Genomic DNA, 13,967 nt, shown 5'->3' with positions numbered 1-13,967 from the left:
CGACAACCGAACCACCAGGAAGACGAAGCTCATGACTGTACGGTCCACGGTCCTGATCGGATCGATCACCGCCGTGGTCGCCCTCGTGGGCGGCTGCACGTCCGCCTCCGAGACAGCGGCGCCCGCCGTCCGCGATTCGGCTACCTCGCAGGATGTTCCGTCATGGTGCGGTCCGAAGCCAATCGAGTTCGGATTGCTGGACGGCAACGGCGGGAACAGCTGGCGGCTGGTCGCGACGGCCACGGGCAAGGAGGAGACCGCCAAATGCCCGAGTGTGAAGGGTTTTCGATACGCCGACGGTCAGGGCAACACCCTCAAGGCGATCTCGGACATCAAGGGCATGGTGGCCGCGGGTGTCGACGCGATGGTGGTCTTCCCCGACGCAGGCAAGGCCGTGCTGCCCGCCCTGACCGCCGCGTACCAGGAGGGCGTCGTCACGGTTCCCTACCGGGTCGACCCAGGTGGCAAGGCCGGCGTCAACTATGACGAGTGGATCGGCGACGACTTCGCCAACGACGCCCACAACTGGGCGGCCTGGATCAAGAAGAACGTCCCCAAGGGGGGCAACATCCTGTTTCTCGGGGGACCCGCGGGATCGAGTCAGAGCACCACCGAATACGAGGCCCTCAGCGGCGATCTGGGCTCGGACTACACGTTCATCGGCCAGACACCGTTCCAGCCGACCAACTGGGAGCCGACGCTGACCCAACAGCTGCTCACCGCCGACATCGCGAAGTACCCGAAGATCGACGTCATCGTGTCAGACTTCGGGCCCACGCTGGTCAGCGCCCTTCCGCTGTTCACCAAGAGTGGACGCCCGATTCCCGCGCTGACGACGTCGGACGGCAACTCGCTGAGTTGTTTCTGGGCGGACAACCAGAAGACCAACCCGTTCGACATGATCACCGTCACCACCGGAAACGACAACGTGCGGTTGGCAATTCAGCACGCGGTGGCCCGGGCGACGGGCGGCCAGATCCCCGCCGAGACGTCGTTCAAGGGACCCGTCTTCGAGGACTCGACCGATCCGGCCAAACCTGTGCAATGCCGACATGACTTGCCCCCGGACACGTACCTGTCCGCGACGATGCCGGGCGACCAGCAGGCGCAGCTCGATGGCTGAGCCGACGAGACGAAGGACGATGCAGTGACTCAACCGAACACCGACGTCATGGCCGTCGAAATGACCGGGGACGCCGCGATGGAGCTGGCGGGGATCTCCAAGCACTATGCCGGCGTCTCCGCGCTGACCGACGTGTCGTTGGTGGTGCTGCCCGGAGAGGTGCACGCGGTCCTCGGTGAGAACGGTGCCGGCAAGTCGACGCTGATGGGCGTCGCCACCGGCGCCGTCACCCCCGACGCTGGCACCATCACGGTGCGCGGCGAGGTCGTGTCGGGGCTGGATCCCAAGGCCGCTGCGCAACTGGGCATCTCGATCGTCCACCAGCATCCAGCCGTGCTACCGGATCTGACGGTACTGGAGAACCTTCAGGTCGCGCTGCCGGACGAAGTGTTCGCGCACGGGCCGACCAACGAGGTGGCGCGCGCCATCCTGGATGGGGTTGGGCTGAAGGTCCATCTCGGCGATCGCGTCGAGTCGCTCACCCTGGCGGAGAAACACCTGTTGGAAATCGCCAAGGGATTCGCCGTCACGCCGAGGATCCTCGTGCTGGACGAACCCACGGCACCCCTGGCGGCGGACGCGGCCGAGATGCTATTCCGTCGAATCCGCGACGTCGTCGCCGAGGGCACCGCGGTCGTCTACATCACCCACCGGATGGCCGAGGTGCGGGAGTTGGCCACCCGGGTGACGGTACTGCGGGACGGCCGGGTGCGCGGAACCTCCACCGTGGCGGCGATCACCGACGGCGAGCTGCTCGAGCTCATCGTGGGCCGCAAACTGGACTCGACCTTCCCCGACAAGCACACCGGCCGTTCCGGCGATCAGCCGAACCTGGTCATCGATGGACTCTGCGGTCCCGGCTTCGACGCGATCTCGGTGTCTGCCACGCCCGGTGAGATCATCGGCATCGCCGGAGTCGTCGGCAACGGCCAGAGCGAACTACTGAGGGCGCTGGCGGGCCTGGAGAGCTTCACCGGAACCGTCACGGTCGGCGCCGAGGTGCACGACGCGCGAAGTCTGTTGCACCGCAGCGGATTCGTGCCCGCCGACCGGCAGGCCGAAGGCCTGGCCATGAGCCTATCGGTGCGGGAGAACGCCGCGTTGACGGCGCTGAAGTCGTTCACGGTCGGGCCGCTGCTCAGCCGCCGGCGCGAAACCGATTCCGTCCGGGCCTCATTGGAGTCGCTCTCGGTCAAGGCGCCCTCGATGGAGGCCGCCGTCTCGGCCCTGTCCGGCGGCAACCAGCAGAAGGTCGTCATCTCGCGCGCGCTACTCTCGGAGCCCGTGCTGCTGGTGGCCGACGAACCCACGCAGGGCGTCGACGTCGGAGCCCGGGCCGAGATCTACGGCATCCTGCGGGGCGCCTCGGCACGGGGTGTTCCGGTGATCGTGGCGTCCTCGGACGCCAAGGAACTCGAAGGTCTCTGCGACCGGGTGCTGGTCATGTCGCGGGGCCACGTCGTGGAGACCCTCGCCGGAGCCGACGTGACCGAGGAGCGCATCGTCTCCGCCGCGGTGACGTCGACGGCCGAGGCGGTGTCGGTGGCCGCGGCGCAGCGTGACGCGCGAACGTCAGGCCTGCGCCGACTGCTCGCGGGCGACTACTCACCTGCCATGCTGCTGCTGGTGCTCATGGTGGTGCTCGGCGCGTGCATCGCCCCGGGAAGCGAGCGTTACCTGTCGAGTTTCAACGTCTCGACGATCCTGACGGCCGCGACGGCGATCGGGCTGATCGCCATGGGGCAGACCATCGCCCTGCTCATCGGTGGCATCGACCTGTCGGTGGGGCCGCTCGCCGGGCTTCTGGTGGTGATCTCGTCGTTCTTCATCGTCGACGGCGCGTCCGCGACGACCGTCGTCCTGGGCCTGGTGGTGATGCTCGTCGTCGCGGCAGCGGTGGGCGCCATCAACGGATCCCTCATCCGCTTTGGTAGGTTCACCCCGATCGCAGCCACGCTGACGCTCTACATCGCGCTCGGCGGTGTGGCGTTCCTGCTGAGGCCCACCCAGGACGGGTACGTCGCTACCGCATTCCAAGACGCGGTCAACTATCGGGTGGGCCCCCTGCCAGCGGCCTTCGTCGTCTTCGTCCTCATCGCAATCGGAATGGAGTACGTGCTGCGCCGCCGCAGACTCGGCTGGAATCTGCGGGCCGTCGGCTCCAACGAACCCGCCGCGCGTCGCATCGGCATCGGCATCGGCAAGACCGTCATCCTCGCCTACGTGGGTTCATCGCTGTTCGTCTTCCTCGGTGCGCTGATGTTCATGGGGCAGTATGGAATTGGTGACCCGGCCCAAGGCTCGGCCTTCACGTTGACCAGCGTCACGGCCGTCGTGCTCGGCGGCACCAGCCTGCTCGGCGGCCGCGGCACGTTCATCGGCACCCTGGTGGGTGCGGTGGCACTACAGCAGTTGCTCAACGCCACTGCGGTCCTCAATCTCGGCTCGGCTGCCCAGTACTTCTTCCAGGGTGCACTGATTCTCATCGCGGCAGTGCTCTACACCGTGGCGCGCTCGCGCCGCGGCACCAGCGTCTAGGAAACGCGTAACCGAAAGGGACTTCACATGGACACTGGCACGGCAACATTCGGCACCAATGCGGTCGACTGGGAGAGTCGCATCGACTTCGACCGCTTGCGCGAGGAGCGCCTCGGGAGGCTCAAGGTCGAACTCGAGAAGTCCGATCTGGGCGCGGTGCTCGCCTTCGACTTCTCCAACATCCGATACATGTCCGCCACGCACATCGGTACGTGGGCGATGGACAAGATGATCCGGTTCGCGCTGCTGACCCGCAATTCCGATCCGATCGTGTGGGACTTCGGTTCCGCGGCGCGGCACCACCAGCTGTACAACCCGTGGCTCTCCACGACGACCGCCGAGATGGACGCCGACCCCCACGCACCACATCACGGTGCGGTCCGGCCCCGCATCGAATCCGGTGCGCGCGCTGGCATCTCGACCCTGCGCGGGGCGTTCAACCCGGACGCCGGGATCGCCGACGAGGTGGCCCGCAAGATCAAGCGCGAACTGGAGCGCTTCGAGTTGATCGACGAACCGCTCGGCGTCGACGTCATCGAACTGCCCATCCTGTTCGCGCTGCAAGCGGCCGGCGTCGACGTCGTCGACGGCCAGCAGGTCTTCCTGGCGGCCCGCGCGATCAAGACGCCCGACGAGATCTCCCTGCTGACGCAGGCCGCCTCGATGGTCGACTCGGCCTACGACAAGCTGTACGAGTTCCTGCGGCCCGGGGTCAGGGAGAACGAGACGGTGGGCCTGGTCGCGAAGACTCTCTACGACCTCGGATCGGAGTACGTGGAGGGCGTCAACGCCATCTCGGGCGAGCGCTGCTCGCCACACCCACACGTCTACTCCGATCGGATCATCCGGCCGGGCGACCCCGCGTTCTTCGACATCCTGCACAGCTACAACGGGTATCGGACGTGTTACTACCGGACCTTCGCCGTCGGCTCGGCCAGCAGCGCGCAACACGATGCCTACGTCAGGGCGCGGGAGTACATGGATCGCGCCATCGCGTTGGTGCGTCCCGGGGCGACGACTGCCGACATCGTGTCGGTGTGGCCCACGGCCCAGGAATTCGGCTTCCCCGACGAGGAAGCGGCCTTCGCCCTGCAGTACGGCCACGGTGTCGGGCTGTCGATCTGGGAGAAGCCGATCTTCTCGCGGCTGGTGTCCCTGGACCATCCCGAGGTGCTCGTCGAGGGCATGTTCTTCGCACTGGAAACCTACTGGCCGTCGGCCGATGGCATCGGTGCCGCGCGCATCGAGGAGGAGGTCGTGGTGACGGCGACGGGTTGCGAGGTGGTCACCAAGTTCCCCGCCGAGGAACTGCTGGTCACCGGGCAGCGGTATTACGCGGTAGGCGGCCTACTGCCGGTGGTGCGCAATTCGCAGTCGCACCTCAACACCACCGCGGGACGCGGCGAGGAGGGCTGATGCGCGCCTCTGTCTATCACGGCGCGCATGACGTCCGCGTCGAGGACGTACCCGAGCCCGTCCGCCGACCCGGTGAGGCGATCCTGCGCGTACTTCGCAGCGGGGTCTGTGGCACCGACGCCACCGAATGGTCCAGCGGCCCGAAGACGTTCCCCGTCAACCGCGTTCACCCGGTCACCGCGCACAGCGGGCCGATGGTGCTCGGGCACGAGTTCGTCGGTGAGGTGGTCGAGGCGGCCGACGGCGGTCACTTCGCCCGCGGCGACGTCGTCGCGTCCGGTGCGGGCGTGTCGTGCGGTGAGTGCGGCCGGTGTCGGGAGGGTCGTACCAACCTGTGCGACGTCTACTACACGCTGGGGCTCAACACGGGCGGCGGCATGGCCGAGTACGTGTCGGTTCCCGAACGGGTGCTGACCCGGGTGCCCGCCGAGATGTCGCTCGACAGTGCAGGACTCGCACAGCCAATGGCGGTCGGCCTGCACGCGGCCAGGCGCGCGGGAGCGGTCGATGGGGACCGCGTGGTCCTGATCGGCGCCGGCGCGATCGGGTCGTTCGTATTGGCGGGACTGACGTCCCTCGCCGACGTCGACGTCACCGTCGTCGACTTCGCAGGGACGCGGCTGAAGCGGGCCGAGCGCCTCGGTGCGGCGCGGACGGTCGCGGCGGGGACGGACGCGGCGTCGCAACTGCGCGGGGTCGAGGTGGTCATCGAAGCAAGCGGTGCGCCAGGACAATTGAACAACGCGATCTCCATGGTGCGTACCGGGGGAACCATCCTTCAGGTCGGCCTGCCGTCGCGGCAGCAGGAGGTGGACGTGCACACGCTGGTGATGCGGGAGATCTCCATCGTCACCACGCTGGCGCACGTGTGCGGCGAGGATCTCGGCGCGGCGCTGGAGATCCTTTCGGCGACCGATCTCGCCGGCGAGGTCTTGGAGTCGGTGCATCCGCTCGAAGATCTGCCCGAGCAGCTTGAATTACTGGCCACGGGAAGGTTGGAGGGCAAGGTGCTCTTCGACCCGCGGGCCGTCGCGACGAAGGAGGACCGGTGAAGGCACTGCAGTATCGAGAGCGGGGAGTAGCCGCCGTCGCGGAGCTGAGCGTTCCGCAGATCGCGGCCGACGAGGTGCTGGTGGCCGCCCGCTCGGTGGGGGTCTGCCACTCCGACATCGAACTGCTGGAGGGCCGCTACATCATCCCGTTCGCCTATCCATTGATTCCAGGCCACGAGTGGTCGGGCGAGGTCGTCGCGGTGGGCGACGACGTCACCGGCTTGACTCCCGGTGATCGGGTGGTGGGGGAGTGCGTGATCGGCGAGGACCACTTCGGCTTCTCGATCAGCGGTGCGGCGGCGGAGTTCTTCGTCGCCCGTCCCGAGTGGCTGCACCGCCTTCCCGACGGGTTGTCCCACACGATGGGGGCCCTCGTCGAGCCGTTCAGCGTGGCGTACTACGCGCTGGTGCGGGCCGGTGGCGTCGACGCCAGTGACACCGTCGTCGTCCTCGGGGCGGGTCCGGTGGGATTGGCCGTGGTGGCGGCCGCGGTGGCGATGGGCGCGGTGGTCGTCGTGGCCGAGCCCTCAGAGGACCGACGATCCTCGGCGAAGGCCCTTGGCGCGCATCACGCGGTGGCCCCCGACGACGTCGAGGACCTGCTGGCCACTATCACCGGTCGGGGTGGAGCCGACCTGGTGGTGGAGGCCAGCGGCAGGCCCGAGGTGATGGCGCGCGCACTGGAACTGGTGACCTTCCGCGGACGCGTCGCCTACATCGGGATCGACGTCGGAAGGGAGGCGCCCGCGAAGCTGGGCCTGATCCAGTCGAAGGAACTGCGCATCACGGGTTCCATTGGGTCACCCGGGGTTTGGCCCGAGACGCTGCGCTTCCTGGCCAACAGCGGTATCGACCTCACGGGAATCGTCACGCAGCGGTTCGGCATCGACGACGCCGTGGCGGCGCTCGAGGCGGCCCAACACCCCGAGTCGACGATCAAGGCTCACATCGAACTGAGCGCTCAGCTCACGGCGTGACGCGCGCGGCGCGATAACGCTCGGCGTAGTCGAAGAAGCTGTCCCTGGTGTCGCGGGTGCCCGTGAAACCCGCCTTGCGGCTCTTGTTCATGTCGGTGAGGACCTCGATGTTACGGCCGAGGTCCCCGTCGGTGTGCCACCAGGAGGCCACCCGGGACAGGTGCGACTCCACCAGGCCGTGCTCGTCGGCGATCTCGCGCCACGTTCCTTCCATGCCCACCATCGCCTTCTCCAGGGTGCGTGGTTCGCCGGAGAAGCCCTCCCACTCGAGCCCGAAGTGCTCGGCCACCTGCGGCCACAGCCACCGCCAGCGGAACGCGTCGCCGTTGGCGATGTTGAAAGCCTGGTCATGACCCGCGTCATGGCTTGCCGCCCATAGGATCTGCTCGGCCAGCAGCTCGGCGTCGGTCACGTCGGTGACGCCGTTCCACTGGGTCTCCGAACCGGGAAACACGAACGGCAGACCACGTTTCCGGCAGATGGCGGCGTAGGCGCACAGCGTCGCGACCATGTTCATCGCATTGCCGGTGGCATAGCCGAACACGGTGTGCGCCCGGTGCACGCTCCAGGTGAACCCGTTGCGCTGCGCGGAGCTGAAGAGCTCGTCCTCCTGGGCGTAGTAGAAGTTGGGCGCGTCGAGCCGGGGCTCCTCCTCGTGAAACGGGGTGTCCGGCATCTCCCCGGTGGCGTAGGCCTCGAACGGGCCGAGATAGTGCTTGAGGCCGGTCATCAGCGCGACGTGCCGCGTCGACTTCGACGGTTCGAGCGCAGCCAGCAGATTGCGCACCGCCCCGCCGTTGACGGCGATGTTCTCGGCCTCGGTGTCCTTGCGGGTCCACGCGGTGATCGCCACGAGTTCGGGGTTCACCCCGTCGAGCGCACGTAAGAGCCCGTCCGGATCGCCGAGGTCGGCTTGTACGGGGGTGACGCCGTCGATGGCGGAACCGCTGCGCGACAGGCCGAACGTTTGCCATCTGTCGGCGAGTAGGTTGCGCGCTACGGCCTGCCCGACGATTCCGGTCACGCCCACCACCAGGGCGCGGCCTTGGTTCGACTCAACGGTCACGAGATTTCCTCCATCATGGGGCAAGGTGCCGACGTAACGGCAGTGTTCAGTCTAGATGAACGACTGTCGGACGAGAAGTCCCCACGACAGAACCCCAAGCTGCCTGTCAGCCACGTCAATCCGTTGTCCGGGGCGCACGGCGTACAGTGCTGCTAATGTCTCCTCAGGCGCGCCGACACCGGCCGGAACGCCACTAGGAGCTCACTGAACGGCAGGGACACGATGGATCAACTGGGTCGGCGACTCAAGGCCATCAGGTTGCAGGCCGGCGTCTCGCTTCGCGAGCTCGCCCGGCAGGCCGATGTGTCCCCGTCGCTCGTCTCGCAGATCGAGAACGGCAAGTCCCAGCCCTCGGTTGCGACGCTGTACGCCTTCTCACAGCTCCTCAACGTCTCCATCGACGAGTTGTTCGAAGACGAATCACTCACGGCCCCGGTCGCTGCCGCGCCCAGTCGCGGGACGTCCAACGGAGCCAACGGCTCCGGCCGGCGAGTGGACCCGGTCCACGCATGGCGGCCGACCGAATACGCGAACCGGGTGTCCGTCGTTCACCCCTCGCACCGACCCTCCCTGGCGATGGCCGAGGGCGTGATGTGGGAGCGGCTTGCGGCGACCCCGGAACATGGCGTCAACTTCATGAAGATCACGTACGCGCCGGGCGCCACGTCGAGCGACGGTGACCACTTGTCGGTCCACGACGGTTATGAGTACGGCTTCGTGCTGGCCGGGGAGGTCGAGATCACCGTGGGCGACGAGGTCTTCCTGTTGCGCCAAGGCGAGTCGCTGGGCTTCGACTCCAGCATCCCCCATGTGCTGCGCAACCCCGGACCGGAGCAGTTCGAGGGTGTCTGGTTCGTGCACGGTCGCGCTCACTAGGGCCGCCGACGCGATCGGCGTATCGGACGAATCACGCGAACACCTCTGGATGACGCGCCAATTGGAGTCGGGTGCGACGGATGTGGCCCACCAGAACCCGCTCAGCCTCCTCGCTGTCCTGCTCTCGGATCGCCGTCACCAGCATGTGGTGCTCGTCATGCAGGATGCGGTTGCCGTCGAGGTCGAGGAGCCGGGTGAAGGCGCGCCGGTAGTGCTGGGTGGTGTTCCACAACCGCAGGACCGTCGGACCGAGAAAGGTGGTGTCCGCGCCGGCGTAGCTGCCGAGGTGGAATTCGCGGTCGAGCTCCAAGAACTCTTCGACGTCGCGGGCGCGCGCCATCTCGTCGACCAGCTCGACCAGGCGGGCGATCTGGTCGTCACGCAACGCGGGCATGCTGTACCGCAGCAACAGTGGTTCGATCCGCTCGCGAACCTGGTACAGCTCGATGCATTCGTCGAGGCTCAGGCGGGCGATCCACGCGCCCGTGTTGGCCACTGTCGTGATCAGGCCCTCCGACTGCAGAATTCGCAGCGCCTCGCGCACGGGCACCCGGCTGGCACCGAACTGCGCGGCGAGTTCCTCCTGGCGCAATCGCGTCCCCGGCGGATGCTCGCCGTGCAAAATGGCCGAACGCAGTTCGTCGGCGACACGGGCGCCGGTGATTCCGTCGCGGACGCGGCCTACTCCGCCGGCTGATTCGGGTTCCACAGCAGCACCTCGGCGTCCTGTTCGTAGGCCTTGCCGTTCGGAAAGCTCACCAGCTCGAACTGCATCCCCCATGGGCTCAGAAAGTACACCCACCGCTGTCCCTCGCTGGCGTTGCGACTCGGGGTCGGATCGCCAAGGACGCGAATCCCCTCGGCGCGAAGGTACTTCACGGCGTCGTCCAGGTCGTGGACGTAGAACGCGAGATGATGCCCGCCGAGGTCGCTATTGCGCGGGATGGGGGCCTGCCCGTCGGCCGGTTCGTACTGGAACACCTCGAAGTTGGCCCCCGTGCCGCAACGGTAGAACCGCAGTTGCCGCATCACCGTGCGTGGGTGCACGTCGAGGTGCTCGCGCATCCAGTCGTCGTCGTGCTCGAACGGCCCCAGCGAGTAGACGTGCGTACAACCAAGGATCCGAACGAAGAAGTCGTGGGCCTCCTCGAGGTTCGGCACGGTGAATCCAATGTGGTCGGTGCCGACCAGGCCAGGCACGGGCATCGTCACTCCTCAGCTCAATGGATCCAATACGGAACAGAATAGGCGCTTTGATCCCGTTTGCGCACCGACTCTAGCCAAATTGGATCCAATAAGGTTAGGTTGATGTGGTCGCGCTCACTTTGGTCGAGCGCTGCCGCCAACCGAGATGAGGGTTCATGCCACTCGAACGCAGCCTTGAGACACATGCTTCGTGGGTCGAGCTGACGACCACGGAGGACGACTGGAAGGCTGCCGACCCAGCTCTTCTCGCGACGATGCTCGTCGAGCTCCACCTCATTCGCGCCTTCGAGGAGACGGTGCTCGAACTCGCGGGCGAGGGCCTCGTGCACGGGCCCGCGCACTCCAGCATCGGTCAGGAGGGCGGCGCGGTGGGATCCATCGTCGGGCTGCGGTCCACCGACGCGGTCAACGGTTCGCACCGCGGCCACCACCAGTTCCTCGCCAAGGCGCTCACGCACGTCAGCGGGGGCGCTCTCGATCCGGCCGCCGTGGTGACCCCGAAGATCCAGCGGGTGTTGCAACGCACGCTCGCCGAGATCCTGGGACTCAAGGAGGGGTACTGCAAGGGCCGCGGTGGCTCGATGCACCTGCAGTGGTTCGAGGCGGGCGCGCTTGGCACGAATGCCATCGTCGGTGGTGGCGTGCCGATGGGCGCGGGCAATGCTTGGGCGCAGAAGCACAGCGGCACAACCGATCTCACCATCAGCTACTTCGGTGATGGATCCAGTCAGATCGGCTCGGTACTCGAGACGATGAACCTCGCCGCGGTGTGGAAGCTGCCGTTCTGCTTCTTCATCGAGAACAACCTCTATGCGGTGTCGACCCACGTCGAAGAGATCACCGCAGACACCCGGCTTTCGGTCCGTGGCCAGGGCTTTGGCATCCCCGGCTGGCGCGTCGACGGAATGGACCCGCTTGCCGTACATCTCGCGACGCAGCAGGCCGCCGAACGGATGCGCAGTGGGGAGGGGCCTGCCGTCGTCGAAGCCGAGGTGTACCGGTACTTCCACCAGAACGGCCCGTACCCGGGAAGCGCCTTCGGCTACCGCCAGAAGCAGGAGGAAGCCGAGTGGAAGCAGCGTGATCCGCTGGAGCGGGTGGCGCGAGAGATGATCGCGCTCGGCCTCGTCGACGAGGCGGGCGTCGCCGCAGTACGGTCCCAGGCCCAGGAAGCCATGACCGCCGTAGCGGCCCAGCTCACCGAACGCGATCCCGACAGGGACGGCAAGCGTCGCATCCGCGAGGAGCTGTGGCCCGACCCCGGGTTCGTCAACGTGGGTGTCCGCGGCGATGCGAGCGAGCTCGACGAGCTGGCCGCAATGGATCCCCTCGACTACGACGGCCCCTGGCGCAAGACGAAGTTCGTCGACGCGGTCGCCGGCGTGATGGATCGCCGGATGGCGACCGACGACCGCATCGTGGTGTTCGGCGAGGACGTGCACCGACTCGGTGGCGGCACCAACGGCGCCACCAAGGGGCTTGCCAAGTACGGCGACGACCGGGTGATCGGAACCCCGATCAGTGAGAACGCCTTCACCGGCGTCGGGGGCGGATTGGCGCTCGACGGACGGTTTCGGCCCGTGGTCGAGTTCATGTACCCCGACTTCATGTGGGTCGCCGCCGATCAGGTGTTCAACCAGATCGGCAAGGCACGCCACATGTTCGGCGGCGAGAACCCGGTGCCGTTCGTGCTGCGGACCAAGGTCGCGATGGGGTCGGGCTACGGTTCCCAGCACCTGATGGACCCGGCGGGCGTGTTCTCCATCAGCCCCGGATGGCGGATCGTGGCGCCGTCGACCGCCGCAGATTACGTCGGTCTGATGAATGCCGCACTGGCGCTGCAGGATCCGGTGCTGGTGATCGAACACATCGACCTCTACGCCAAGGCCGACGAGGTGCCCGAGGGAGACCTGGACTACGTCATCCCTCCCGGTCGCGCGGCAGTTCGCAGACAGGGCACCGAGGTGACGGTGATCAGCTATCTATCGATGGTCGCCCGGTGCGCTGAGGCCATCGAGCAGACTGGAATCGATGCCGAACTCATCGACTTGCGCTGGCTCGACCGCGCGTCCATCGATTGGGACACGATCACTGCCAGCGTGAAGAAGACCAATGCCGTGCTGATCGTCGAGCAGGGGGCGCGGGGGAGTTCTTACGGAGGGTGGTTGGCCGACGAGATTCAGCGACGATTGTTCGACTGGTTGGACCAACCCGTCGAGCGGGTGTCCGGTGGGGAGGCCTCGCCGAGCATCTCGAAGGTGTTGGAACGGGCCGCGATTGCGGGCACCGAGGAAGTCGTCGCAGCCCTGGAGAAGATCAGAGTCGGCATGGGACAACCCGTGACGAGCCAAACGACGGAAAGTAACCGCTGATGCCCACTGTGGTACGGATGCCTGAGGTGCTTGCCAACGCCACCGAGGCCGTGATCCAGTCGTGGCTCGTCACCGAGGGGCAGCAGGTCGCAGTCGGCGACCCGCTGGCTGAGGTCGAGACCGAGAAGGCGGTGGTGGAACTGGCGGCCGAAGTCGCCGGCGTGCTGGCCCGGTTGATCGCCGAACCGGGCGCCACCATCACCGTCGGCGAGGCCATCGCGATCGTGCTGGCTCCCGGAGAGAGCGACGCAGACCTCGATACCGAACCGCCGGCCGACCCCGACTCGGGAGCCCCGGTGCTGGAGGCCGCCTCGCAGCGTGAATCCGCACCCGTGCGCGCGGCTGCCAACCAGCAGACCGCCGAACCCGAGCGCGAGACGACGCCCGCCGGCTCGTCCGGCACCACTGGCAAACGCCTGTTCGCCACACCCCTGGTGCGAAGACTGGCAGGCGAGAAGGACATCGACCTCACCACGGTGACGGGGACCGGTCCCGGCGGACGCATCGTGCGCCGCGACCTCGAGCGGTTGGCCGCCGCGGAGCCGGTGGCCGGCACACCGGTCGCGGAATCCCCGAAGCCGACGCCTGCTTCGGCACCGGCTACCACGCCCGACGGCTTCACCGACGAGCCACTCACCGGCATGCGCAAGGCGATCGCCCGGCGTTTGACCGAGAGCAAGATCACCGTGCCGCACTTCTACGTCAAGGCGGAGTGTCGGGTGGACGCGCTGATGGATCTGCGTCGCTCGGTGAACGAGGTTGCAGCGGTGAAGATTTCGCTCAACGACTTCGTGCTGAAGGCAGTCGCCGGAGCTCTGGTCGAGGTGCCGGAGGCCAACTCGATCTGGAACGAGACGTCGCTACGACGCTTCGAGAAGGTGGACGTGGCTGTAGCCGTGGCGGTCGACGGAGGTCTTCTCACCCCGGTGTTGCGGGACGTCGACGGGATGTCGTTGTCCGTCGTGGCGACCACCGTCGCCGATCTGGCACGGCGGGCCCGCGAGGGTCGGCTCAAGCAGGCGGAGCTCGAAGGCGGCAGCTTCTCGGTGTCCAACCTTGGGATGTACGGCGTGAGCGAGTTCGCGGCGATTCTCAACCCGCCGCAGTCCGGCATCCTCGCCGTGGGTAGCGCTGCGCCTCGTCCCGTCGTCGTGGGCGGCGAACTGGCCACCGCCACCGTCATGACGGTCACGCTGTCGGCCGACCACAGGGTGATCGACGGCGCAGTGGCTGCCCAGTGGATGTCGGCGTTCGTCAGACGGATAGAGGATCCCCTCGCGATCCTGATCTAGGGGACCCCAGGCTCCCGGGCCGTGCGGGCACCGCTCCACGGGGCCGGGC

Annotated in this window: 11 protein-coding genes; 8 read left to right on the top strand and 3 right to left on the bottom strand. The window is 67.2% G+C overall.

Features of this window, described 5'->3' with window-relative positions:
- The first annotated feature begins 31 nt into the window (after window positions 1-31).
- Genes SBI80_RS16690 through SBI80_RS16670 form a run of 5 tightly spaced genes read left to right on the top strand, consistent with a single transcriptional unit; the run spans window position 32 to window position 7,106 of the window.
- A complete protein-coding gene (locus SBI80_RS16690; RefSeq protein WP_318975923.1) occupies window positions 32-1,123 on the top strand; it encodes a substrate-binding domain-containing protein in 1,092 nt (363 codons plus the stop codon).
- Between the two features lie 24 nt (window positions 1,124-1,147).
- Window positions 1,148-3,661, top strand: a complete 2,514-nt coding sequence (locus SBI80_RS16685) for an ATP-binding cassette domain-containing protein (RefSeq protein WP_318975922.1) — start codon at window positions 1,148-1,150, stop codon at window positions 3,659-3,661.
- Window positions 3,662-3,688: 27 nt separating this feature from the next.
- A complete protein-coding gene (locus tag SBI80_RS16680; RefSeq protein WP_318975921.1) occupies window positions 3,689-5,077 on the top strand; it encodes a M24 family metallopeptidase in 1,389 nt (462 codons plus the stop codon).
- The gene (locus SBI80_RS16675; RefSeq protein WP_318975920.1) at window positions 5,077-6,129 is read left to right on the top strand and encodes a zinc-dependent alcohol dehydrogenase; all 1,053 of its coding nucleotides are present in this window, start codon (window positions 5,077-5,079) and stop codon (window positions 6,127-6,129) included. The genes SBI80_RS16680 and SBI80_RS16675 overlap by 1 nt, the downstream gene beginning before the upstream one ends.
- Complete coding sequence (locus tag SBI80_RS16670; RefSeq protein WP_318975919.1) at window positions 6,126-7,106, top strand: zinc-dependent alcohol dehydrogenase; 981 nt, start codon at window positions 6,126-6,128, stop codon at window positions 7,104-7,106. Before SBI80_RS16675 ends, SBI80_RS16670 begins: the two co-directional genes overlap by 4 nt.
- Here SBI80_RS16670 and SBI80_RS16665 read toward each other — a convergent pair.
- A complete protein-coding gene (locus SBI80_RS16665; protein WP_318975918.1) occupies window positions 7,096-8,172 on the bottom strand; it encodes an SDR family oxidoreductase in 1,077 nt (358 codons plus the stop codon). The genes SBI80_RS16670 and SBI80_RS16665 overlap by 11 nt on opposite strands.
- Window positions 8,173-8,394: 222 nt before the next feature.
- Here SBI80_RS16665 and SBI80_RS16660 point away from each other — a divergent pair, with 222 nt between their 5' ends.
- Complete coding sequence (locus SBI80_RS16660; RefSeq protein WP_318975917.1) at window positions 8,395-9,048, top strand: helix-turn-helix domain-containing protein; 654 nt, start codon at window positions 8,395-8,397, stop codon at window positions 9,046-9,048.
- 31 nt (window positions 9,049-9,079) lie between these two features.
- Here the strand turns inward: SBI80_RS16660 and SBI80_RS16655 are convergent, their stop codons facing one another.
- Together SBI80_RS16655 and SBI80_RS16650 are read right to left on the bottom strand one after the other, a co-directional pair.
- A complete protein-coding gene (locus SBI80_RS16655; protein WP_318975916.1) occupies window positions 9,080-9,757 on the bottom strand; it encodes a GntR family transcriptional regulator in 678 nt (225 codons plus the stop codon).
- The gene (locus SBI80_RS16650; RefSeq protein ID WP_318975915.1) at window positions 9,730-10,254 is read right to left on the bottom strand and encodes a VOC family protein; all 525 of its coding nucleotides are present in this window, start codon (window positions 10,252-10,254) and stop codon (window positions 9,730-9,732) included. Before SBI80_RS16650 ends, SBI80_RS16655 begins: the two co-directional genes overlap by 28 nt.
- A gap of 155 nt (window positions 10,255-10,409) precedes the next feature.
- Between SBI80_RS16650 and SBI80_RS16645 the strand changes: the two genes are divergently transcribed.
- Together SBI80_RS16645 and SBI80_RS16640 are read left to right on the top strand one after the other, a co-directional pair.
- On the top strand, window positions 10,410-12,626 hold the full coding sequence (locus tag SBI80_RS16645; RefSeq protein ID WP_318975914.1) for an alpha-ketoacid dehydrogenase subunit alpha/beta: 2,217 nt from the start codon (window positions 10,410-10,412) through the stop codon (window positions 12,624-12,626).
- 17 nt (window positions 12,627-12,643) lie between these two features.
- A complete protein-coding gene (locus SBI80_RS16640; RefSeq protein ID WP_318975913.1) occupies window positions 12,644-13,918 on the top strand; it encodes a dihydrolipoamide acetyltransferase family protein in 1,275 nt (424 codons plus the stop codon).
- The last annotated feature ends 49 nt before the right edge of the window (window positions 13,919-13,967 follow it).

The organism is Mycolicibacterium sichuanense, assembly GCF_033741125.1.
Classification (GTDB): Bacteria; Actinomycetota; Actinomycetes; order Mycobacteriales; family Mycobacteriaceae; genus Mycobacterium.
Note: the sequence above shows the minus strand (reverse complement) of the source record. Positions and strands in the feature narration are given on the sequence as shown.